Below are 20,990 nucleotides of genomic sequence, written 5' to 3'. Positions count from 1 at the left end.
CGGGCCACGGAGTGTTCGCGGATCAGTCGGTCGCCGGCCACCGTGGGGAGCGGCCGAGCAGGCGCAGGATCCGCTCCAGCGGGGTGCCGGAATCCTCGTCCGGCAGTGCCCGCGCGAAAGGTGAGCCCGGATTCTCCCGTTCCGGGCCGTCGGGGACTTCTTCGGCGATACGCAGCACGGGTTCGGCGAAATCCGGGTCCCAGGGGTAGTCCACCTCCAGCGCGCGGGCGAGATCCCAGCCGTGCACCACGTAGTCCACGAGATGGAATCCGATGGCCCGATGCCCCGGCACCGTGACACCGGGGCCGAATTCCGGCATGGCGAAGAGTCGTTGCGGCACATCGGGTTCGGCGAAGGCGGCCAGTACCTCCGCGGCCGATTCGCGGTATTCGTCCCTGGTGTGCGGCCCCGGCGAGCGCGGACGCCAGAGCGCCGGGTCGTCGCCGTGACCGCGGGCGGCCGCGGCGAATCCGCGGTGCTGAACGGCCATATGCGCCAGCAGATCGCCCACGTTCCAGCCGGCACAGGGGGTGGGGTCGGCGAGACGGTCGGCGGTGACGAGTCCGGCGATATCCACGGTGCCGAGCACGGCCCGGCGGTCGAGTTCTCGAAGGTCTTCGGTAGTCATGGCCGAGACGATACGCACATGCTTATAGTAGGTCAATGCTTATTATTTTCGCGCGGTAGGTTCGATCCATGGGATCAACGGATCGTCCGGACCTCGCGGCCATGCTCGCACCGTTCATGCGAACCCTCATCGCGCTGGAACGCCCCGTACTCGACAACCACGGACTCACCATGTGGGCGTACACGGTCCTCATCGCCCTGAGCCGCGGCCCCGCCCGCGGCCAGGGAGTTCTCGCACAGGAGATCGGGGCGGACAAGACACGGATCATCGCGGTACTCGACGACCTCCAGCACCGTGGGCTCATCGAACGCACCCCGGATCCGGCCGACCGCCGCGCCCGCCTGCTGGAACTCACCCCGGCGGGCCACCGCCTCGCCGCGGCGGCGCAGACGGAGATCCGGGCGCGCGAGGAACGGCTTCTCCACCACATTCCGGCCGCCGATCGGCGCGGCTTCCTCAACGCCCTGCAGATTCTGGCCGACCTCCCACCCGGCCCGGACGAACGCCGCCCCGGCGACGAATGACCGCCCGCCGGTTACCGGCCGCGCTCGACCTCGTTGAACGGCACATCCCGGTCGGCGGCGTATTCCCGGGGCATACCGAGCACCCGTTCACCGATCACATTCCGCGCCATCTCGGTACTACCGCCGGCCAGGCTCCAGGCCGCGCGGAACAGGAAATCGGTGCCGATCCTGGCGGTATCGGCGGGATCACCGGGCATGTGGGTGGCCGCCGCGGCGCCGGCGACCTTGACGGCCATATCGGTTTGCAACCAGGAGTTCTCGGCGCTGAACAACCGGGTGATCGAACCGGCTGCCGGTGGCAGCTCCCCCGCGCGGATGCCGTGGGTGATATGCGCGATGAGCTGGTCGCGGACCACGGTCATGGCCCGGGCCTCACCGATATCCTCGCGGACGCGGATATCGTCGAGCAGGCCGAGCCGGCGGGCCAGCTCGAGGATCCGCGAATCCTCCCCGCCCAGATGCGGGCGGGCACCACTGAGATAGGGCGAGGTACCGCCGATGGCGGACCGTTCGTGATGGAGCAACCGGGAGGCGGCCTCCCAGCCGTTGTCCACCCGGCCCAGCACCGCGTCCACGTCGAGGCTCACATCGTCGAAGAACTCCTGGCAGAACTCGGTGGACCCGGTGACCTGTTTGATCCGCCGCACGGTCACCCCGGCGGCACCCATCGGCACGAGGAACATGGTCAGCCCACGATGTTTGGGCACCTCCCAGTTGGTACGGGCCAGGCACAGACCGTAGTCCGCGGCATAGGCGCCCGAACTCCAGATCTTGGAACCGTTGAGGATCCACCGGTCCCCGTCTCGCTCGGCGCGAGTGGTGAGCCCGGCCAGATCGGACCCGCCCCGGGGCTCGGACAACAGCTGCACCAGCACTTCGTCCCCGCGGAGCACGGCGGGTAGATGCCGCTGCTTCTGTTCCTCGGTGCCCAGATCGAGCAGAGTGGCGGCACAGATGGACAGTGTGGGGACGTTGAGGATCACCGGCATCTCATAGGCGTAGGCCTCCTCGGTGAACGCCTGCTGATGCGCCGGGCTCAGACCGAGACCGCCGTATTCCTTCGGGAAGCAGATCCCCGCGAAACCGCCGTCGTGGAGCAGGCGCTGCAATTCACGCGCCCGGTCCCACTCCTGCTTGCTGTCCGGCGGGCCCTGATCCGGCGGCGCGGGCGCGAGATTGTCGCGCAACCATATCCGGGCGCGCTCGCGGAACTCGGGCACGGGTTCCAGTTCGGTGGTCACAGCGGTACCGCCTTCCAGGAGGATGCCGGTCGCACTACGCGGCGGCGAGGAGGAGATCGGTGATCCGGCGCCGATGTTCCTCGGGCGTGCCGTAGAACGCGCGCCCCAGGCCGATCCGGCGCAGGTACAGGTGCAGATCGTGTTCCCAGGTGACCCCGATGCCACCGTGCAACTGCACGCAGTCCTGGCCGATCACCGGAGCTTTCGCACCCACATACGATTTCGCGACACTGACCACCTCGTCCGCGCCGCCCGGATCGTCGTCCATCGCCGCGGCGGCGGCCGCGGCGGTGGCCCGGCAGGCCTCTAGCCAGGTCTTGTTATCGGCCATCCGGTGTTTGAGCGCCTGGTACGAGGCGAGTGGCCGGCCGAAGGTGAAGCGGTCGTTCAACCAGGCCAGCGTCGCCTCCACCGCTTTGTCCGTGGCGCCCACCGTCTCCGCCGCGGTGAGCACCGCGGCGGTGTGCAACTGGGCGCGTACGGCGGCGGCCGCGGCGGCCCCGGTGTGCACCACCGCGTCCGGCGGCACCGCGACCCCGTCGAAATCGATACGGGCGGTACGGCGCACCAGGTCCAGGGTCCAGGTGGGGGTCACCGTCACCCCGGGGGCGTCCGCGGGTACGAGGAGCTGGACCGGCCCGTCGGCGCTCCGCGCCGATACCAGGAACATATCGGCCCGCTCACCGGATTCGACGCGGTCCTTCACTCCGGTCAGGCGGTAACCGGCACCGTCGCGCACCGCCTGGACCCCTACCCCCTCGGCGGGAGCGTTCTGCGCGGCCAGGGTGGTGATCACTTCCATTCCCCGGCCGGGTTCGTAGACCGCCCACGCGGCGATCACCGCACCCGCGACGATATCCGGGATCGTCTCGGTGCAGCCACTGCCCGCGCTCGCCAGCCCCGCCAATACGGCATTGACGGTGACGAACGGACCGGGCGCACAGGCTCGGCCGAGTTCCCTTGCCACCAAGGTCAATTCGGTCATCGGCCGACCGGAAATCGTGCCGCCGCCGTGCTCCTCGGACACCAGCATGGCGGTCCAGCCGAGTTCGGTGGCCGATCGCCACCAGTCGCTGCCGAAGCCGGTACCGGCCTCGCCGAGCGCGCGTACCGTCGCCACGGGCACGGTAGCGGCCAGGAACTCTCGGGTGGTCTGCTGGAAGAGCCGCTGGTCAGCGGTGAGTTCGTCGGGCATTTTCTGCGGTCCTCCGGTTGACGCACGGCATACCGTGTGGAAATCTCATACTCACAGATGAGAGTTATATTCTCAAATGCGGAAGTCAACCGGCAGTGCTGCTCGTGGCGGTGGGAGCCGGCGAGGTGAAGGGAACCGTCACGTGAAAAACTTCCAGGATCTGGACTTCTTCCTCGGGCAGGAACTGGTCGCCGATCCCTACCCCTACTTCGACGCCTTGCGCGCACAGTGCCCGGTCACCCGGGAGAAACACCACAACGTCATGATGGTGACCGGCTACGACGAGGCGCTGGAAGTACTCAACGACGCGGAGCGGTTCTCCTCCTGCATCTCGGTCACCGGCCCCTTCCCCGGCTTTCCCGTTCCCATCGACGAGAACTCCGATGTGGAGGCGCTCATCGCCGAGCACCGCGATTCGCTGCCGTTCAGCGATCAACTACCGGCTCTGGACCCGCCCACCCATACCGCGCACCGCGGTCTGCTCATGCGGCTGATCACCCCGAAACGTCTCCGGGAGAACGAAGAGGCCATGTGGGATATGGCCGATAAGATGCTCGACGAGTTCCTCGCTCCCGGCAAAGGTGAACTCATCCGCGATTTCGCCGGCCCCTTCACCCTCTACATCATCGCCGACCTGCTCGGGGTACCGCCGGAGGATCAGCAAGAGTTCCTGAACACCCTCCAGCGCGACCCGCACCGCACCGGCACGGTCGGCAGCACCGACGCCGACCACGCGATGGAACACAACCCGATCGAGTTCCTCTACGAGAAGTTCTCGGCCTATATCGCCGACCGGCGCGAGAGTCCCCGCGCCGATGTCCTCACCGGCCTCGCCACCGCCACCTTCCCCGACGGCAGCCGGCCCGAGGTGATCGATGTGGTCCGCGTGGCCACCAATCTGTTCTCCGCCGGGCAGGAGACCACGGTGCGGCTGCTGTCCTCGGCGCTGAAGACGATCGCCGAGGATCGGCAACTGCAGCGGTGGCTGCGCGCGGACCACGAGCGGATCGGCAACTTCATCGAAGAGATGCTGCGGATGGAGAGCCCGGTGAAGGGCGATTTCCGGCTGGCGAAAACCGCCACCACGGTCGGCGGTGTGGAGATCCCCGCCGGAACCGTGCTCATGCTCGCCAACGGGGGCGCCAACCGGGATCCCCGCCGGTTCGAGAACCCGAACGCCTTCGATCCGCAACGCTCGAACGCCCGGTCGCATATCGCCTTCGGCCGCGGTATCCACACCTGCCCGGGCGCACCGCTGGCGCGTACCGAGGCGAAGGTCGTGATCGAACGACTGCTGGAACGGACCACCGATATCCGCATCGATGCGAGCGCGCACGGCCCGGCGGGCGACCGCCGATACACCTACCTGCCGACTTTCATCCTGCGCGGGATCGTGGCGCTGCATCTGAAATTCGACCGCACGGAAGGCTAGGTCCATGAAGGTGATCGTCGACGCGGACTCCTGCAAAGGCCACGGAATCTGCACCACGCTGTGCTCGGAAGTGTTCGCCCTCAACGACTACGGTTATGCCGAGGCGATCGGTGAGGAAATCTCGGAGGACCTCCACGAGGCGGTGCGAACCGCCGCGGACGCCTGTCCCGAATGGGCTATCAAGATCATCGACGAACCCGCAGGGTAGGGCCGCGAGAAGAGCTCCGGACGCCTCTGCGCGCACACCGCACCGAGACCGGAAGCCGGGCCGCGGGCCGGCCGGAGCGAGGAATGCTCATCCGCGCCGTACCGCCGTAGGACCACCGGCACGGTCACCGCCAGGATCAGGGCGATCCAGAGCAGCGAGGCGGCGATCGGTTCACGCAGCGGCCACGCCGCGTCCGCGGCGACAACGCCCGGCGCGCCGAACAGCTCGCGTACCGCGGCCACGAGCGCGCTCACCGGATTCCACTCCGCGATCGCCCGCACCGCGCCGGGCATGGACTCGGTGGGTACGAAGACGTTGGAGAACATGATCGCGGCGAGGGTCACCGCGAGCAGTGCGTGCGGATCGGCTACCGGCCCGTCCAGCGCGGCATCCGCTTCTCCGCGAACGCGGCGGGTCCTTCCTGCGCGTCCGCGCTGTGATAGGCGCGAGCCGAGGCGTGGCGCGCCGCCCGCAGCGCGGCCGAACGCCCCATTTCGGTGGCCAGCATGACGGTTTCACGGGCGGCCCGCACGGAGAGCGGCGCCCCGGCGAGCACGACAGCGGCCAGGTCGAGCGCGGCCGGTAACAGCTCCCCGGGTTCGGCCAGCCGGTTCACCAGGCCGATCTCGTACGCGCGTTGCGCGGTGATCGGATCACCGGTGAGCAGGATCTCCATCATGATGCGCTGCGGGATCATATGGATCAGCGGCGCCGCCCACGGTGAACTACGGCCGACCTTCACCTCGCTCACCGCGAAGGTCGCGGTGGTACTGGCAACGCACAGATCACAGGCCTGCGCGATCATCCAGCCGCCGGCGAAGGCCGCGCCGTTGACGGCCGCGATAGTGGGTTTCGACAACTCGACGGTGTCGTAGGGGACGGGGAACATATCGCGCGGTGGTTCCGCCATCCGGGTATCCACCATTTCCCGCAGATCACCCCCCGCGCAGAAAGCCGTGGGCCCCGCACCGGTGAGGATCGCGATCCGCAGCGCCGGATCGTGCTCGAAACGATGCCACGCCGCGAACAGCCCCGCCCGGACTTCCGCGGACAGACAGTTGCGGGTTCGCGGGCGGTTGAGCGTGATGATCGCTGTTCCATCGGCACGGGCGTTGAAGAGTACGGCGTCTTCCATTCAGTAACCTCGCTGCTCGATACGATGCGCGGCACGCGCCAGGCCCTCCCGGAAATCCGGGTGGGCGATACCGACCAGCCGGCGGGCCCGTTCGGCCAGCGTCCGGCCCGCCAGTTCGGCGGCGCCGAATTCGGTGACCACCACGTCGATTTCGCTGCGTGCGGTGGTGACCGGCCCCGACAGCGCACCGGTGATCCGGCTGACGGTGCCCCCTTTCGCGGTGGCGGGCAGGGCGATGATCGATCGGCCGCCGGGTGCACGCAGGCCGGCCCGGACGAAATCGACCTGCCCACCGGTACCGCCGATATAGCTCGCACCGGATTGTTCGGCGTTGACCTGACCGGTCAGATCCACCTCGAGCGCCGCGTTGAGCGTCACCAGGTTCTCGATCCGCGCGAGTACCGCCGCATCGTGGGTGTAGGAGGTGGGGCACAGGCGCAGCGCCGGGTTGCGGTGCGCGAAATCGTAGAGCCGCCGGGTACCGATGAGGGCACCGGTGACCGAGACGCCCGGGGCGAATTTCTTGCGCGCGTTGGTGAGGACTCCCGCCTCGATCAGATCCACCAGGCCCTCGCCCATCATTCCCGAGTGCACGCCCAGATCGCTGCGGTCGCCCAGCCGGCGCAGGACCGCCTCGGGTACCGACCCGACCCCCACCTGCAGTACCGCACCGTCACCGATATACGCCGCGATATGTCCGGCGACGGCCTCCTCCAGCGCCCCGGCCGGGGCGGGCGGTACCTCCACCGGCGGCCGGGACACCGTTATCGCGCAGTCGATCTCGGTCGCATCCAGCCCTTCCCCGTAGGTGTAGGGCACCTGGTCGTTGACCTCGGCGATCACCACCCGGGCCCGGTCGACCGCGGCCCGGACGTGGTCCCCGATCAAACCGAAACTGTGCCTGCCTGCGGAATCCGCGGGAGCGACCTGCACGAAGGCCACATCGCAGCCGATTTGCCCGGATTCGATCATGGGTCCCACCCGCTCCACATGACAGGGCACGATGGCGAGTTCACCGCTGCGGGCCAGGCCACGCAGCGCCCCGATGGCGCCCATACTCGACACCGCGACGGAGCGGCCGATACCGGGAGCGAAGCGGCCGGAGAAACTCGTGGCCACGAAGGCGGAGAGGCCGCCGATACCCGGTCCCTGCTCGATCAGTGCCTCCACCAGGGTGGACGGTTCCCCGCAGGCCTGTCCGATCACGATCCGGTCGCCCGGCCGCAGCCATGCGCTCAGGTCGAGCGCGGGGCCGGTCATATCGCCGTTCCCCGTCCGTCACCGCGGCCCGGCACGCCGGCGGCGGTTCTCCGCGCGATCTCCCCCAGTACCTCACCGGTGTGGGCGCCGAGGCGGGGTGCGGGCCCCGCCACCCGGCCCGGTGTCCGGGAGAACCAGGTCGGCGGGCCCGGGAAACGCAATGGCCCGCCGGGGCTGTCGACATTTTCGAAGAACCCCGCCGCGTTCAGGTGGGGGTTGTCGAACAGTTCGTCGAGCGTTCGTACCGGGGCGGCCGGAATATCGAGCGAATGCAGCAGTTCGAGCCAGGCGGCGGTGGTCCGAGTGCGGAAGGTGTCGCGCAGATGGGCGTAGACGGTGCCGATCCGCTCCGCGCGCTGGGGCAGGGTCGCGAACTCCGGGCCCGCCCAGGCCGGACGAACGGCCGATACGAAGGCGTTCCACTGTTTGTCGTTGTAGACCAGTGCCGAGATAAAGCCGTCCGCGGTGCGGTACGGGGTACGTTCCGGCGTCACCGCGCGCGGATAGGCGGCGGAGCCCAGCGGCGGATCGAACAGTGCGCCGTTGGCGTGTTCGACCAGCATGAAGGCCGCCATGGTTTCGAACATGGCCACCTCCACCTCCTGACCCTCGCCGGTCCGCTCGCGGTGGAACAGCGCCATGGTGGTGGCGTAGACAGCGGTGAGTCCGGCGATCTTGTCGGCCATGATGGTGCCCACGTATCCCGATGTGCCGGTGAGCAGTTCCTGTACGTGGGGCAGCCCGCATTCGGCCTGGATCGTATCGTCGTAGGCGGTGCGGTCGGCGTCGGGACCGCGCCGGCCGTAGCCGTAGCAGTTGGTGTACACGATGGCCGGTTCGAGGGCGGCGACCTGTTCGTAGCCGAATCCCAGGGCGGTCACCGCCTTACCGCGCATGGAATGGATGAAAACGTCCGCTCCGCGGATCAATTCGCGCAGCGCGGTCTTGCCCGCCGCGGCGCGCAGATCGAGCACCACACTGCGCTTGCCCCGGTTGACATTGACGAATACACCACTCATCCCGGATTCGGGGGCTACCGAGATCCGGCGGGTGTTGTCCCCGGCCGGGGGCTCTACCTTGATCACGTCCGCGCCCATATCGGCCATGATCTGGGTGCAGTAGGGCCCCATCACCATCGCCGTCAGGTCGATCACCCGCACCCCGGTCAGGGGACCTGTGTGCCGCATACGCCCTACCTTCATCGGCCGCCGTACCGAATCGGCAGCTATCTGATGAATCTTTGTAAGGATAGTGATATCAAGGAGAGGTGCCCGGTTTCAATGGCAGCGACAGGAATGCCGGTCGCGGCGAGCGGATTCCCCGCCTACCCGCCTCCATCGCCGATGTCCTGCGTCCCGCACTCACCGCACGCCCGAACGCTCCCGCCCTCGAGGCGGCATCCGGGGTGTGGACCTATCGCGAACTCGACGAGCAGGCCCGCGCGGCGGCGAGCGCCCTGTGGGCGCTGGGCGTGCGGCCCGGCGACCGCGTCGCGGCCTGCCTCCCCAACGACCTCGGGATCGTCGCCGCGTTCCACGGCGCGCAGCGGATCGGCGCGGTCTGGGCCGGAATCGGCGAAGCCCTGACCGCCGCCGAACAGCACGCACTGTACGAACTGGTCGACCCGGAAGTCGTACTCGCCGGACCGCGCTGCCTCATCGACTCCCCGGCTCGAGTGGATCCGGCGCGCTGGGCGGCCGCCCGCGCGACGGACGTCGAAATACCCGCACTCGCACCGGACCTCGACGCCCCGGCCGGAATCGCCTTCACCAGCGGCACCTCCGGCCGGCCGAAGGCGGTGGTACACAGCCAGCGCAATCTGCTGGTTCCCGGTGCCGTCCTGATCGCCACTCGCGGTTGGGGCCCCGAGCTGCGCAAGGGTGATAGTTTCCCGCTGACCATCCTCAATCTCATGGTGCTGTCGACCCTGCTCACCGCCCAGGCCGGCGGATGCGCGGTGATCATGGACCGCCGCGACCACGCCGGGGTGGCGGAATGGATCGCTACGCGACGGGTGACCGTATGGAACGGAGCCCCCGCCCAGCTCCACGATTTCGCCACCCACCCGGAGCTGCGCCTGGATACGCTGCGAGAGGTGTGGAGCGGCGGCGGCGATACCCCCGATGCCTTGCGTTCGGCATTCGCCGCCGCGCACGGCCTGGTACCGCGGGCCACCTACGGCCTCACCGAGGCACCGACGGTGGTCGCCATCGATCCACCCGGTTCGGACCGGCGGGAACGAGCCAGCGGCCGGGTACTACCGCACTACGATGTCGCCGCCTATGACGAGGCGGGCAACCGGCTTCCACCCGGCGAGCTCGGTGAACTACGTCTCGCCGGGCGTACCGACGGCCCGTGGGCGGGCCTGTGGCGCCCACCGCTCGGGTACTGGGAGAACGGTGGAATCCGGCCCGTACCGGACGGGCCGGTCGCCACCGGGGATATCGGTACCGTCGACACCGACGGCTGGCTCACGGTCCTGGACCGCAAGAAAATGGTGATCATCCGCGGCGGCGCGAATATCTACCCGCTCGAGGTGGAGCGGGTGCTGGCGACCCATCCGGCGGTCGGCCGGGCCGCCGTCTGCGGCGTACCGCACGCCCGACTCGGACAGCAGGTGGCCGCCGTGATCGAGACAGGCGGCGCCCCGGTCGATTTCGCCGCCCTGGCCGAGTACTGCCGGGGCGAGCTGGCCGGGTACAAGGTGCCCGAGGTGTGGGCCGCGGTCGAGTCCCTGCCCCTCAATGCCATGGGCAAGGTCGTGCGCACCGAACTCCCGTCGCTGATCGCGCCCGGAGACCGGGTATGAACGAAGCGCGTGCGGCGGCGGTGCGCCCCTTCGAACTCGACGGCCGGGTGGCGCTGGTGACCGGCGGATCCTCCGGGCTGGGCGCCGCGGTGAGCCGGGCGCTGGCCGGGCTCGGCGCGCGGGTGGCGGTGGTGGCCCGCCGGCGGGACCGGCTGGAGACGCTGGCCGCCGAGATCGGCGGTCTGGCGCTGGGCTGCGACCTCGCCGATCCGAACTCGCTCGCCGAACTCGTGCCCGCGGTCGCCGCGGGCCTGGGCCCGCCCGAAATCCTGGTCAACGCCGCCGGCAACCGGTTCGGTACCGCACGCGCGGAGGCGGAGTCGGCGGACGATATCCGGCGCACGCTGGAGCTGAATCTGCTCGCACCGCTGCTCCTGGCCCAGCAGGTGTTCCCGCATATGCGTGAGCGCGGGCGCGGTGCGATCGTGAACGTCTCCTCGATCAGCGGCCGGGTCGGGATTCCCGGTATCCCGCAGGCCGCGTATGCCGCGAGTAAGACCGGGCTGTCCGGACTCACCACGGAACTCGCCGTGCAGTGGGCCCGGTATGCCATCCGGGTCAATACGGTGGCGCCGGGTTTCTTCCGCAGCGAGATCACCGGCAGCCTCTACGACAGCGAGCGGGGCGCCGAATATCTGCGTCGCAATATCCCGCTGCCCACCGAGGGCACCCCCGAGGACATCGTCGGCGCGATCGTATGGCTGGCCGGTGACGCCGGCCGGTACGTGACCGGGCAGACCATCGTGGTCGACGGAGGCTGGACCGCCCGCTGACCGCCGGCCGGGTGTTGACAGCACCCAGTCCGATGGAAATATAATTCTTGTTTAAGAGAACATAATTCTCACGCTCGCCGGAGCCGAGCGCTGTCCCCGCGCACCCCGCTCGAGCCGCTGGAACGGCCACCGAACGGATCCAGGAAGGAACACATCACCGATGTTCTCCGCACTTCTCATCGACAAGGACGAGACCGGTTCGCGGGTAGCGCTCACCAGCGTGGACGAGGCACAGTTGCCCGAGGGCGACGTCGAGGTCGAGGTCGCCTGGTCCACGCTCAACTACAAAGACGCCCTCGCCATCACCGGCGCATCCCCGGTGGTCCGCGGATTTCCCATGGTTCCCGGGATCGATCTCGCCGGTACCGTGACCGCGAGCACCCACGCCGACTGGTCCGCCGGTGACAGGGTCGTCCTCAACGGCTGGGGTGTGGGCGAAACCCACTGGGGCGGGCTGGCCCAGCGCGCCCGGCTCGACGGCGACTGGCTGATCCCACTACCCACCGAGTTCACCGAACGCCAGGCCATGGCCATCGGCACGGCCGGCTATACCGCCGCGCTCTGCGTCGCTGCCCTCCTGGATCACGGCCTCACCCCCGAAGCGGGTGAGGTGCTGGTGACCGGCGCGACCGGCGGTGTGGGCAGTATCGCCATCCCTCTGCTGACCGAGGCCGGTTTCACGGTGGCGGCGGCCACCGGCAAAGCCGGTGAACACGCCTACCTGAAGCAACTCGGCGCCACCACTGTCATCGATCGCGCCGAACTCGCCGACAAGGGCAGACCACTGCAGAAGGAACGCTGGGCCGGAGTCGTCGACACCGCCGGTAGCCATACTCTCGCCAATGCCTGCGCGCAGACCCGCTACGGCGGCCCGGTGGCCGCCTGCGGCCTCGCGCAGGGCATGGATTTCCCGGCCACCGTGGCCCCGTTCATCCTGCGCGGCGTTTCACTGCTGGGGGTGGACAGTGTGCTGGCACCCCGGCGGAAACGGCTCGCCGCCTGGCGCCGCCTCGCGCGCGACCTGGATCCGGCCGCACTCGATTCGATCGTCCGCGAGATCACGCTGGCGGAGGCGATCGAAGCGGCCGGCGGTTTCGTCGCGGGCACGGTCCGCGGCCGGATAGTCGTCGACGTGAACCGCTGAGCAGGAGTTGTCGTGAACAAGAAATCGACCGAGCGCACAGTCGCACTCGATCTGAGCGATGTCGAGCACCGGGTCGGCACACCGATCGGCGGCGGGCAACTGTGGGAGCCGTGCAGCGCCTCCGATATCCGCCGCTGGGTGATGGCGATGGACTACCCGAACCCGTTGCACTGGGATCAGGAGTTCGCCCGCGAATCCCGCTACGGCGGGCTGATCGCCCCGCAGTCGATCGCGGTGGCCCTGGACTACGGGCACGGCGCGGCGCCGGCCTGTGTGGGGCGGATCCCGAACAGTCACCTGATCTTCGGCGGCGAGGAGTGGTGGTTCTACGGCTGCCCGGTGCGCCCCGGCGACCAGCTGTTCCAGGAGCGGCGTTTCCACGACTACAAGGTGGTGGAAACGAGATTCGCCGGCCCCACCATGTTCTCCCGGGGCGACACCACCCATCGCAACCAGCACGGTGCCCTCGTGGCCCGCGAACGCTCGACCGCGATCCGGTATCTCGCCGAAGAGGCCGCCGAACGCGGAATGTATGAGAACCAGCTCGGTGAGATCAAGACATGGTCGGCCCCGGAACTGGCCGAGATCGAGGCGCTGCGCACCGAATGGTTGCTGTCCAACCGGCTCGGTGTCTCGCCGCGGTTCGACGAGGTGAAGGTCGGCGACCGGCTACCGCGCCGGGTGATCGGCCCGCACAGTATCGCGAGCTTCACCACCGAATACCGGGCCTTCCTGTTCAACATCTGGGGCACCTTCCGGTGGACGGCGCCGACAGGGGTCGAGGACCCGTGGGTCCATCAGGACCCCGGCTGGACCGAGGGTTTCGCTTTCGACGAAGAGGGCGCCGAAATCGACCCGCGGCTGCGGGACGGCCTCTACGTCGGTCCCTCCCGCGGCCATATCGACGCGGACAAAGCCGGCGCCGTGGGCATGGCGCGGGCCTACGGGTACGGGGCCACCATGGGCGCCTGGTGCACCGATTATCTGGCCTATTGGGCCGGTAACGACGGTATGGTCCGCCATTCCAAGGCCGATTTCCGCTCGCCGGCGTTCGAAGGGGACATCACCTGTTTCGACGCCGAGATCGTGGACAAGAAGCCGGAATCGAGCTGGGGGGTGCCGCTGGTCCGGATACGGCTGAAACTCACCAACCAGGACGGCGGCGTACTGGTGGACTGCACCGCCGAGGTCGAACTCCCACTGTAGCGGCGCAACCCGCGCGGGTACCACCGTCAGAGAGGACAACCGGCGATGAGCACCGGCATCCAGCACACTCCCGACCGGCCGGTGGCGATCGTCACGGGACCACCGCTGCACGAGGAACCCGGCCTCGGGGCGCTGACCCTTCCGGGGTTCCTCCGCGAAGTGACCGAACGCTACGCCGGGCGCACCGCGTTGCTGTCCCCCGCCCACGGCGTGGAATGGACCTACACCGACCTGTGGGAGCGGGCCCACGAGGTGGCGCGGGCACTGCGGGCACTGGGCGTCGGGAAGGACACCCGCGTCGGCGTGCTCATGACCAACCGTGCCGAATGGCCGGCCGCCGTATTCGGCATCTCGCTGGCCGGTGGGGTCGCGGTCGCGCTCAGCACCTTCTCCACCGCCCCCGAACTGGACCATCTGCTGCGGACATCCGAAGTATCGGTGCTGCTGTACGAACGTCACGTGGCGAAAACGGATTTCACCGCCGTACTCACCGGTCTGCACCCGGCGCTCGGCACCGCCGCGCCCGGTGCGCTCGCCGTCACCGCCTATCCCTTCCTGCGGTATCTGGCGGCCATCGGGGCACCGGCCGGCGCGACCGCGGTCGAGAGCTGGGAGGCCTTCCTGGCGCGGGGCAGGGATACCGACCCCGCGCTGATCGACGCCGCGGCCGCCACCGTGCGGCCCAGCGATACCGCCGTGCTGTTCTTCTCGTCCGGGACCACCAGCAAACCGAAAGGTATCCGCAGCGCGCATCGCGGCGTCGCCATCCAGATGTGGCGGTTCCGGCGTATGTTCGGGTTCGGTCCCGACGACGACGTGCGCTGCTGGACGGCCAACGGTTTCTTCTGGTCGGGGAATTTCGCCCAGGCGCTCGGCGCCACCCTCGCCGCCGGCGGAACACTGGTACTGCAGTCGCTGTTCGACGCCACGACGGCACTGGAGCTCATCGGCTCCCACCGGGTGACCTTCCCGGTGGCCTGGCCGCATCAGCACGCCCAGTTGCAGGGCGCGCCGAACTGGGGCACCGCGCAGTTGCGCAGTCTGCGTTTCGTGGACCGCGCTCTGCCGCTGGCCACCCATCCCACCGTGGATACCGACTGGACCGAACCGGGTCACGCCTACGGCAACACCGAAACCTTCACCATCACCACCTGTTTTCCCGCCGGCACTCCGGAGGAGGTCATCGCGGGCAGTAGCGGTGTGCCGCTACCGGGGGTGACGGTGAAGATCGCCGATCCGCTCACCGGTACGGCGCTGCGCCGCGGCGAGCACGGTGAGATCTGCGTCAAGGGACCGACCCTGATGCTCGGGTACCTCGGCACGCCGCTCGACGAAACCCTCGACGACGACGGCTTCTTCCATACCGGCGACGGCGGCTACCTCGACGAGGTGGGCCGCCTGTACTGGGAGGGACGGCTCACCGACATCATCAAGACCGGTGGCGCGAATGTTTCACCGCTGGAGGTGGACGAGATCCTGAGCCACTATCCGGGAGTGAAGATCGGGCGCACGGTGGGGGTCCCGCACGAAACCCTCGGCGAGCTGGTCGTCTCCTGTGTGGTCCCGCACCGCGACCGGTCGCTGGAAGCGGGCGAGATCCGGGAGTTCCTGCGACAGCAGCTCGCCAGTTACAAGGTGCCGCGCGAGATCCTGTTCTTCACCGAGGACGATCTCTGCCTCACCGGCAGCGCCAAGATCAGATCCGGTGAGCTGCGGGAGCTGGCCGCACGACGTCTGTCCCGGCCGTAGTCCGGCGGGGTCACGTTCTCCGATAACGGCCGGTCAGTGTTCCGCGATGCTCGGCGGGCGCGCCGTAGAGCACCCGGCCCAGCGTGGCGCGCTTGAGATAGCGGTGGATACCGCTGTCCCAGGTGTAACCGATACCACCGTGCAACTGAAGCGCCTTACCGGCGATCCGCACCGCGGCTTCACCGGTGTAGGCCTTGGCCATGGCTACCGCCCGGCCGCTCTCCGGCGCGCCACCGGTCACCGCCGAGACCGCGTCGCCGACCAATCGCCGGGCGAGCGTCAGGTCCACGAGCATATCGGCGCAGGCGTGTTTCACCGCCTGGAACGACCCGATGGGCCGATCGAACTGGGTTCGTACCCGGACGTACCCGACCGTGGTGTCCAGCATGGCCGCCGCGATCCCCAGGCCGTCGCAGGCGACGGCCAGGGCGGCCCGGTCGTAGAGAGTGCGCAGCGCGCGCCGCGGGTCACCCCGGAAGGACAGGACCGAGTCCGGCGCCACCACCACCTCGTCGGCCGTCACCCGGCCGAGGTTCCGGGTCGTATCGACCACCTCCTGTCCGGTGACCCGCACACCGGGCGTACCCGGTTCCACGCAGACGAGATGGGCGGCGCCGTCGGGGGCCTGTGCCGGTACCAGCAGGGTGGTGGCGACCGGCGCGTCCGGAACGAAAGCCGCGGAACCGGACAGATGGATATTCGCGGTGGTTTGGGTGAGCCGGAATGTGGGTACTATGCCTCCGGTGCCGGCACAGGCCGTTTCGCCGCCGGCCGCCGGCACCATATCCCCTGCGAGCACCGTGACGGGAACCGCGGTTCCCGCGACGGTGGCACGCAGTTCCGCGTCCCGGCGGGCGTTCGGCTCGAGGAGTTCCAGAACGCCGACGCCCGCCGCGGCGACGCTCGGGTAGGCGGTGCGCACCGCCGCCCGCCCCACCTCCTCGAGCAGGATCGCTGTCTCCGCGAAGGTCGCCGCCGCTCCCCCGTGTTCGGCCGCGACCTCCAGCCCGGTCCATCCGGCACGGGCGAGCACCGTCCAGTCGGCCACGTCCCCCGACCGTCCGAGCAGCTCCCGCGCGACAGTACGCAGTTCGTCGTGGAACTCACCGAACTCGCCGCTCATCGTTCCCCCACCGGTTCCCGGGGCAGGCCCAGACCGCGTTCGCCGATGATGGTGCGCTGGATCTCACTACTGCCGCCGGGTATCGTCCATTCCCACGAACCAACGAAATCCAGCACCCACGCTCCGGATTCCCATCCGCCCGACAGCGGCTTGCGCAGGACCGTCTGCCCCGGCAGACCGCAGATCTCGGCACCGAAATCGGTCATCCGCTGCAGGAGCTCGCTGTAGTAGAGCTTGACGATCGAGGCATCGGCCGGACCGGCGGCACCCGCCTCGTGGCGTTCCACCAGATCCCGGCACAACGCACGCAGCCCGTTCAGTTCGATCTCCAGCCGGGCCAGCCGGTCGGCGGTGTACCCGTCGTCGACCGGGCGCCGCCCGAAGGCATCGCGGGTCCGGCAGGCATCCAGCAACCACCCGAAACCGGCGTTCCCGAGGCGTTCGGCGAGTTCGAGCATGGTCAGCCCCCGCTCGGCACCCAGCGTCCGCTGCGCCAGCTGCCAGCCCCGGTTCTCGGCTCCGAGCAGGTTCGCGGCCGGAATACGCACTTCGTCGAGGAAGATCTCGCAGAAATGCGATTCCCCGGTCGCCTGGCGGATGGGCCGCACCTCGACCCCCGGGCTGCGCATATCCATCAGGAAATACGAGATCCCCTTCCGTTTCGGTGCGGCCGGATCGGTACGGGCCAGCAGCAGGCACCAGTCGGCGTACTGCGCGCCACTGGCCCACACCTTCTGGCCGGTGACCACGTAATCACCCCCGTCGCGCCGGGCCGCGGTACGCAAACCGGCCAGGTCCGAACCCGCGTCCGGTTCGGAGAACCCCTGGGCCCACAGTTCACCGTCGAGAATCGCCGGCAGATGCCGCCGGCGCTGCTCCTCGGTACCGCCGGCCAGCAGGGTGGCCGCGGCATGGTGGATCGCCACGAAGGCCAGCACCAGGCGCGGGGCGTCGTGCGCGGCGAGTTCCTGATACAGCACGACCTGCCGGGGGATCGGCATACCGCCGCCGTAGGCGCTCGGCCAGTGCGGCACCGCGTATCCCGCCGCACGCAAACGCCGGAACCAGTCTCGCTGAAAAGCCACGAATTCTGCGTCGCCGACACCGGTCTGGGCGGTACGCCACCCCGCCGGGACATTGTCACGGCACCACTGCCGCACCTCCGCGCGGAAGGCGGCGAGATCACCGTCGGGGGCCATCGGCGTCTCCCGGCGCTGTCCGGCCGGCTCCCCGCAGGGCGCGTAGCCGGTCGCGGTGTTCCGGCGACTGCATGGTCGCCACCTCGGCGGCGAAACCGGCCTGCAACGGCCCCGCCAGGGCTTGCGAAAGATACATGTTCACCACCCGTTTGGTGCCGCTGAGCGCACTCTGCGGTAGGTGCGCCAAGCGGTCGGCGAGAGCCTGTGCCGCGGCGGGCAGCTCCGCGGCGGGAACCACCCGGGTGGCCAGCCCGAGTTCGACCGCGGTGGTCGCGTCGATCCGATCGCCGGTGTAGAGGTACTCGCGCGAACGCAGGACAGGGGTGAGCAACGGCCAGAACGCGGCCCCGCCGTCGCCGGCCACCAGCCCGACCGCGATATGCGGGTCGGCCAGATGGGCACGGTCGGAGATCAGGACGATATCGCTCAGCACGGCGATACTCGCACCCAGACCGACCGCGGGCCCGTTGACCGCCGCGATCACCGGAAGCGGGAAACGCAGCAGTTCCTCGATGATCTCCGCGCCCTCCCGGATACTTTCGTCGCGGGCCACCGGATCGTCCAGGAACGAGCTGATCCAGTCCAGATCGCCGCCCGCGCTGAAGGCTCGCCCCGCGCCCGTGAGGATCACGACCCGGGCCGCGGCATCGGCCGCGAGTTGCCGCCACACCCGGGCCAGAGCCCGATGCAACTCGGCGTTCACCGCGTTCAGTTCGCCGGGACGGTTGAGCGTGACGGTGCGCACGGCTCCCGCACCGGTGACGGTCAGCACCCCGGGCAGGTCGTATCGCATCTCATACCCCCACCGGATCGGAGAACAACCCCGCCAGACCGCGTCGCCCGATCCGCGTGGTCAGCAGCGCTTCGGTTCCGGACACCCCCAGCGGGAGCCGGCGCAGCGGCAGGCTGTACCGGGACAGCCAGGACAGGCCGGTCTCATCACAGAATCCGATGGCGCCGTGCAACTGGTGCGCGGTCCGGAAGACGATATCGGCGGCTTCCAGCGCCGCGAGCCGCAGGGCCAGCGCATCGTCCACCGCCTCCGGGCGGCCGGTCTGGATACTCCACAGGGCGTACCGGGCCAGTAGATCGACTCCCCGCCGATCGACCTCGGCCTCGGTGAGCTGGAACTGCACCCCCTGGAATTCGGCCAGCGGCCGGCCGAACTGCTCGCGTATCCCGATATGGTGGCGGGTCAGTTCCAGGGCCCGGTCCAACATGCCCAGCAGCGTCCAGCACGGCAGGGTCAGGGCGAGCGCCAGATCGCGGGTGCCGTCTCCGTCGATGGGCCGGATATCGAGCGGGGTGACGAACGCCGTATGCCGCACCGGCCCCACCGCCTCCCGCGGCCGGGCGACGCCCCGGGCACCGTCCGGCGCGACCGTCGCCCACCGCAGGTCCACCCCCGCCACCACACCCGCGGGCTCGGCCCCCGACACCACGATCAGGCCGTCGTAACCGGGGGCGGCCGGCCGGGCCAGCCGCTCCGCCACGGGGTAGGGCGTGGCCCAGTATCCGGCGCCCCGGCACAGCGCCGCGGCGGCCTCGAGTTCGAGCGGGCTCCGCCGTGGCGCCAGCTCCCACGCGCCGAGTTCGGCGAGGACCGGCTCGATCAGCGCCTGCCGCCGGTCCGGTTCTTCTTCGGCCAGCCGGACCAGGGCGTCACCACCGGCCGCACGCAGCGCGTACACCACCGAGCGACCGAATTCCTTTGCCTCAGTGGATATTTCTATCCGCATATCGTGCCCGGCGGCACCGTTGGACGTACTCACGCTCTCCTCCTGCGCCGGTCGCGGCCTTCCCGCCGGTCGCGGTCCGCCGGTGATTCCGTGACCGCAGCGGCCGCGGGGCCGAGCCGCACCGGTTCGCGGACCGGCGGCCTACCCGGGCGGATATCGGGGGCGGAGTTGCCACCGAGGCGGGAGATGCCGTCCGGCCGCGCCGACGGGTCGCGAGGACGCTCCCGGTTCCGCGGCCGGTCCGCGAGCAGCTCCCGCCGCGCCGGCGCGGCGTCGGGCCCCGGAGTACGCCCGGGTCGCCGCGCACCGGTCTCCGCTGTACTGTTCCCCGGTCGCCCGCTGGTCTCGCTCACGATTCGGACCGTTCCGTGGCCGCCCGCGCTCCGGATGCCGAGGTCCACCGCGATCGAGCGCGCACCGCACCACCCGGCCGGGGGTCCGCCAGTAGTTCGCGCGCGAGCAGGATGCGCTGTACCTCGATACTTCCGGACGCGACCGTGGCGGCATTGGCATACCGCCAGTGATCCTCGACCGCCCGCCGGAACCGGCGCCGCGCCGCGGAATCGCCGGGTACGGCCGCGGCGAGTTCCACCAGCACCTCGGCGCTCTCCTGATCGAGCCGGGTCACCGCGATCCGGTAGGCCGCCGCGTCGCCGGGCGCGACCGTACCCGACTGCTGCAGCGCGAGTACCTGATAGGCGAGCAGCCGGGCTCGCCGGCACCGGGTGAGCGAGCGCGCCCAACGGCCACGCAGGGCGGCCGGGACTTCGTCCCAGGCCGGGCCCAGTACCTCGGGCGCCCGGTGCAGCAGCCGTTCGCAGCGGGCATAGCGCGCTATCCCGACCCGTTCGAACGCCAGCACTTCCTGCACCACCGCCCAGCCCTCGTCCACCCCACCCAGCACATCGGCGTCCGTGGCGCGCACACCGTCGAAGAACACTTCGTTGAGGTGATGCGGCCCCAGCATCGAGGCGATCGGCCGGACCGTGATGCCGGGAGCCGACATGGGCAGCAGGAAAACCGTGAGTCCCTGCTGCTTTCGCTCGCCCTCGGCGGTGCGGGCCAGCAGGAAACACCACTGCGCCATGGTCGCGTAGGAGGTCCAGATCTTCTGCCCGGAGATGGACCACCCGTCGCCGTCGCGGCGCGCGGTGGTGCGCAACGACGCCAGGTCCGAGCCGGCGTCGGGTTCGCTGAACCCCTGACACCAGACGACCTCGCCCCGGGCGATCGGCGGTAGATGTTCGCGGCGCTGTTCGGGGGTGCCGTGCCGCATGACGGTGGGCCCCACCCAGTTGACCCCCATGTACTGGGCGCCACGCGGTTCGTGCTGCGCCCACATCTCCTCGCGCACCACGGTCTGTTCCCAGACCGTCGCGCCGCGGCCACCGAACTCTTCGGGCCAGGCCAGGCAGAGCAGGCCGCGAGCGGCCAGGAGTGCGCAGAAACGCTGGGCCACGGCCAGATCGGCCGGGTCGTCGGTGAAGGCACCGAGGTAGTCGGCGGGGACTTTCTCGGCGATGAGCCGGCGCAACTCCCCTCGGAGCTTCCCGGCGGCCGCGCCCATCGTGAAGTCCATACGCAGCACCCTACGGCAATCCTCATAAGGATTGCAATGTTTACCT

The 20,990-nt window shown here is 69.5% G+C and carries 19 protein-coding genes; 8 read left to right on the top strand and 11 right to left on the bottom strand.

Annotated features, from left to right (window positions below):
* Positions 1 to 22: 22 nt before the first annotated feature.
* On the bottom strand, positions 23 to 628 hold the full coding sequence (locus tag ACYR7D_RS17325; protein WP_459545614.1) for a TIGR03086 family metal-binding protein: 606 nt from the start codon (positions 626 to 628) through the stop codon (positions 23 to 25).
* A gap of 68 nt (positions 629 to 696) precedes the next feature.
* On the opposite strand from ACYR7D_RS17325, the gene ACYR7D_RS17320 reads away from it, so the two are divergent.
* Complete coding sequence (locus ACYR7D_RS17320; protein WP_459545613.1) at positions 697 to 1,152, top strand: MarR family winged helix-turn-helix transcriptional regulator; 456 nt, start codon at positions 697 to 699, stop codon at positions 1,150 to 1,152.
* 11 nt (positions 1,153 to 1,163) lie between these two features.
* Here the strand turns inward: ACYR7D_RS17320 and ACYR7D_RS17315 are convergent, their stop codons facing one another.
* Positions 1,164 to 2,393 (bottom strand): acyl-CoA dehydrogenase family protein, encoded by a 1,230-nt coding sequence (locus ACYR7D_RS17315; RefSeq protein ID WP_459545612.1) that lies wholly within the window; start codon positions 2,391 to 2,393, stop codon positions 1,164 to 1,166.
* 34 nt (positions 2,394 to 2,427) lie between these two features.
* Positions 2,428 to 3,588, bottom strand: a complete 1,161-nt coding sequence (locus ACYR7D_RS17310) for an acyl-CoA dehydrogenase family protein (RefSeq protein ID WP_459545611.1) — start codon at positions 3,586 to 3,588, stop codon at positions 2,428 to 2,430.
* Positions 3,589 to 3,730: 142 nt separating this feature from the next.
* Between ACYR7D_RS17310 and ACYR7D_RS17305 the strand changes: the two genes are divergently transcribed.
* Both ACYR7D_RS17305 and ACYR7D_RS17300 read left to right on the top strand, forming a co-directional pair.
* Positions 3,731 to 5,020: a cytochrome P450 gene (locus ACYR7D_RS17305; protein ID WP_459545610.1), complete on the top strand. Its 1,290-nt coding sequence runs from the start codon at positions 3,731 to 3,733 to the stop codon at positions 5,018 to 5,020.
* A 4-nt stretch (positions 5,021 to 5,024) separates the two neighbouring features.
* Positions 5,025 to 5,228: a ferredoxin gene (locus tag ACYR7D_RS17300; RefSeq protein WP_459545609.1), complete on the top strand. Its 204-nt coding sequence runs from the start codon at positions 5,025 to 5,027 to the stop codon at positions 5,226 to 5,228.
* Positions 5,229 to 5,595: 367 nt separating this feature from the next.
* Here the strand turns inward: ACYR7D_RS17300 and ACYR7D_RS17295 are convergent, their stop codons facing one another.
* Genes ACYR7D_RS17295 through ACYR7D_RS17285 form a run of 3 tightly spaced genes read right to left on the bottom strand, consistent with a single transcriptional unit; the run spans position 5,596 to position 8,810 of the window.
* Positions 5,596 to 6,363 (bottom strand): enoyl-CoA hydratase/isomerase family protein, encoded by a 768-nt coding sequence (locus ACYR7D_RS17295; RefSeq protein ID WP_459545608.1) that lies wholly within the window; start codon positions 6,361 to 6,363, stop codon positions 5,596 to 5,598.
* Complete coding sequence (locus ACYR7D_RS17290; protein ID WP_459545607.1) at positions 6,364 to 7,623, bottom strand: acetyl-CoA hydrolase/transferase family protein; 1,260 nt, start codon at positions 7,621 to 7,623, stop codon at positions 6,364 to 6,366.
* A complete protein-coding gene (locus ACYR7D_RS17285; RefSeq protein WP_459545606.1) occupies positions 7,620 to 8,810 on the bottom strand; it encodes a CaiB/BaiF CoA transferase family protein in 1,191 nt (396 codons plus the stop codon). The genes ACYR7D_RS17290 and ACYR7D_RS17285 overlap by 4 nt, the downstream gene beginning before the upstream one ends.
* Positions 8,811 to 8,890: 80 nt before the next feature.
* Here ACYR7D_RS17285 and ACYR7D_RS17280 point away from each other — a divergent pair, with 80 nt between their 5' ends.
* The 5 genes from ACYR7D_RS17280 to ACYR7D_RS17260 all read left to right on the top strand — a co-directional run bounded on the left by ACYR7D_RS17280 (position 8,891) and on the right by ACYR7D_RS17260 (position 15,304).
* Positions 8,891 to 10,432, top strand: a complete 1,542-nt coding sequence (locus ACYR7D_RS17280) for a class I adenylate-forming enzyme family protein (protein WP_459545605.1) — start codon at positions 8,891 to 8,893, stop codon at positions 10,430 to 10,432.
* Positions 10,429 to 11,205, top strand: a complete 777-nt coding sequence (locus ACYR7D_RS17275; RefSeq protein WP_459545604.1) for an SDR family NAD(P)-dependent oxidoreductase — start codon at positions 10,429 to 10,431, stop codon at positions 11,203 to 11,205. Before ACYR7D_RS17280 ends, ACYR7D_RS17275 begins: the two co-directional genes overlap by 4 nt.
* A 160-nt stretch (positions 11,206 to 11,365) precedes the next feature.
* Positions 11,366 to 12,349, top strand: a complete 984-nt coding sequence (gene acuI, locus ACYR7D_RS17270) for an acrylyl-CoA reductase (NADPH) (protein ID WP_459545603.1) — start codon at positions 11,366 to 11,368, stop codon at positions 12,347 to 12,349.
* 12 nt (positions 12,350 to 12,361) lie between these two features.
* Positions 12,362 to 13,555, top strand: coding sequence for an FAS1-like dehydratase domain-containing protein (locus ACYR7D_RS17265; protein ID WP_459545602.1), 1,194 nt, complete (start codon positions 12,362 to 12,364; stop codon positions 13,553 to 13,555).
* 45 nt (positions 13,556 to 13,600) lie between these two features.
* The gene (locus ACYR7D_RS17260; protein WP_459545601.1) at positions 13,601 to 15,304 is read left to right on the top strand and encodes a class I adenylate-forming enzyme family protein; all 1,704 of its coding nucleotides are present in this window, start codon (positions 13,601 to 13,603) and stop codon (positions 15,302 to 15,304) included.
* A 10-nt stretch (positions 15,305 to 15,314) separates the two neighbouring features.
* Here the strand turns inward: ACYR7D_RS17260 and ACYR7D_RS17255 are convergent, their stop codons facing one another.
* The 5 genes from ACYR7D_RS17255 to ACYR7D_RS17235 all read right to left on the bottom strand — a co-directional run bounded on the left by ACYR7D_RS17255 (position 15,315) and on the right by ACYR7D_RS17235 (position 20,944).
* On the bottom strand, positions 15,315 to 16,427 hold the full coding sequence (locus ACYR7D_RS17255) for an acyl-CoA dehydrogenase family protein (protein WP_459545600.1): 1,113 nt from the start codon (positions 16,425 to 16,427) through the stop codon (positions 15,315 to 15,317).
* Positions 16,424 to 17,626, bottom strand: a complete 1,203-nt coding sequence (locus ACYR7D_RS17250) for an acyl-CoA dehydrogenase family protein (RefSeq protein ID WP_459545599.1) — start codon at positions 17,624 to 17,626, stop codon at positions 16,424 to 16,426. Before ACYR7D_RS17250 ends, ACYR7D_RS17255 begins: the two co-directional genes overlap by 4 nt.
* The gene (locus ACYR7D_RS17245; protein WP_459545598.1) at positions 17,610 to 18,419 is read right to left on the bottom strand and encodes an enoyl-CoA hydratase/isomerase family protein; all 810 of its coding nucleotides are present in this window, start codon (positions 18,417 to 18,419) and stop codon (positions 17,610 to 17,612) included. The genes ACYR7D_RS17250 and ACYR7D_RS17245 overlap by 17 nt, the downstream gene beginning before the upstream one ends.
* A gap of 1 nt (position 18,420) precedes the next feature.
* Entirely contained in the window at positions 18,421 to 19,365 is a 945-nt protein-coding gene (locus ACYR7D_RS17240; RefSeq protein WP_459550198.1) for an acyl-CoA dehydrogenase family protein, read from the bottom strand.
* Between the two features lie 349 nt (positions 19,366 to 19,714).
* On the bottom strand, positions 19,715 to 20,944 hold the full coding sequence (locus tag ACYR7D_RS17235) for an acyl-CoA dehydrogenase family protein (protein ID WP_459545597.1): 1,230 nt from the start codon (positions 20,942 to 20,944) through the stop codon (positions 19,715 to 19,717).
* Positions 20,945 to 20,990: the final 46 nt, after the last annotated feature.

Source organism: Nocardia sp. X0981 (genome assembly GCF_977089955.1).
The sequence above is the reverse complement of the archived record's forward strand: the minus strand, read 5'-3'. Positions and strand labels throughout refer to the sequence as shown.

Coding starts and splice junctions, on each gene's coding strand:
- ACYR7D_RS17275 (WP_459545604.1), top strand. CDS start 10,429: ATGAACGAAGCGCGTGCGGCGGCGGTGCGCCCCTTCGAACTCGACGGC.
- ACYR7D_RS17250 (WP_459545599.1), bottom strand. CDS start 17,626: ATGGCCCCCGACGGTGATCTCGCCGCCTTCCGCGCGGAGGTGCGGCAG.
- ACYR7D_RS17260 (WP_459545601.1), top strand. CDS start 13,601: ATGAGCACCGGCATCCAGCACACTCCCGACCGGCCGGTGGCGATCGTC.
- ACYR7D_RS17290 (WP_459545607.1), bottom strand. CDS start 7,623: ATGACCGGCCCCGCGCTCGACCTGAGCGCATGGCTGCGGCCGGGCGAC.
- ACYR7D_RS17240 (WP_459550198.1), bottom strand. CDS start 19,365: ATGCGGATAGAAATATCCACTGAGGCAAAGGAATTCGGTCGCTCGGTG.
- ACYR7D_RS17310 (WP_459545611.1), bottom strand. CDS start 3,588: ATGCCCGACGAACTCACCGCTGACCAGCGGCTCTTCCAGCAGACCACC.
- acuI (WP_459545603.1), top strand. CDS start 11,366: ATGTTCTCCGCACTTCTCATCGACAAGGACGAGACCGGTTCGCGGGTA.
- ACYR7D_RS17320 (WP_459545613.1), top strand. CDS start 697: ATGGGATCAACGGATCGTCCGGACCTCGCGGCCATGCTCGCACCGTTC.
- ACYR7D_RS17285 (WP_459545606.1), bottom strand. CDS start 8,810: ATGCGGCACACAGGTCCCCTGACCGGGGTGCGGGTGATCGACCTGACG.
- ACYR7D_RS17245 (WP_459545598.1), bottom strand. CDS start 18,419: ATGCGATACGACCTGCCCGGGGTGCTGACCGTCACCGGTGCGGGAGCC.
- ACYR7D_RS17300 (WP_459545609.1), top strand. CDS start 5,025: ATGAAGGTGATCGTCGACGCGGACTCCTGCAAAGGCCACGGAATCTGC.
- ACYR7D_RS17255 (WP_459545600.1), bottom strand. CDS start 16,427: ATGAGCGGCGAGTTCGGTGAGTTCCACGACGAACTGCGTACTGTCGCG.
- ACYR7D_RS17325 (WP_459545614.1), bottom strand. CDS start 628: ATGACTACCGAAGACCTTCGAGAACTCGACCGCCGGGCCGTGCTCGGC.
- ACYR7D_RS17235 (WP_459545597.1), bottom strand. CDS start 20,944: ATGGACTTCACGATGGGCGCGGCCGCCGGGAAGCTCCGAGGGGAGTTG.
- ACYR7D_RS17295 (WP_459545608.1), bottom strand. CDS start 6,363: ATGGAAGACGCCGTACTCTTCAACGCCCGTGCCGATGGAACAGCGATC.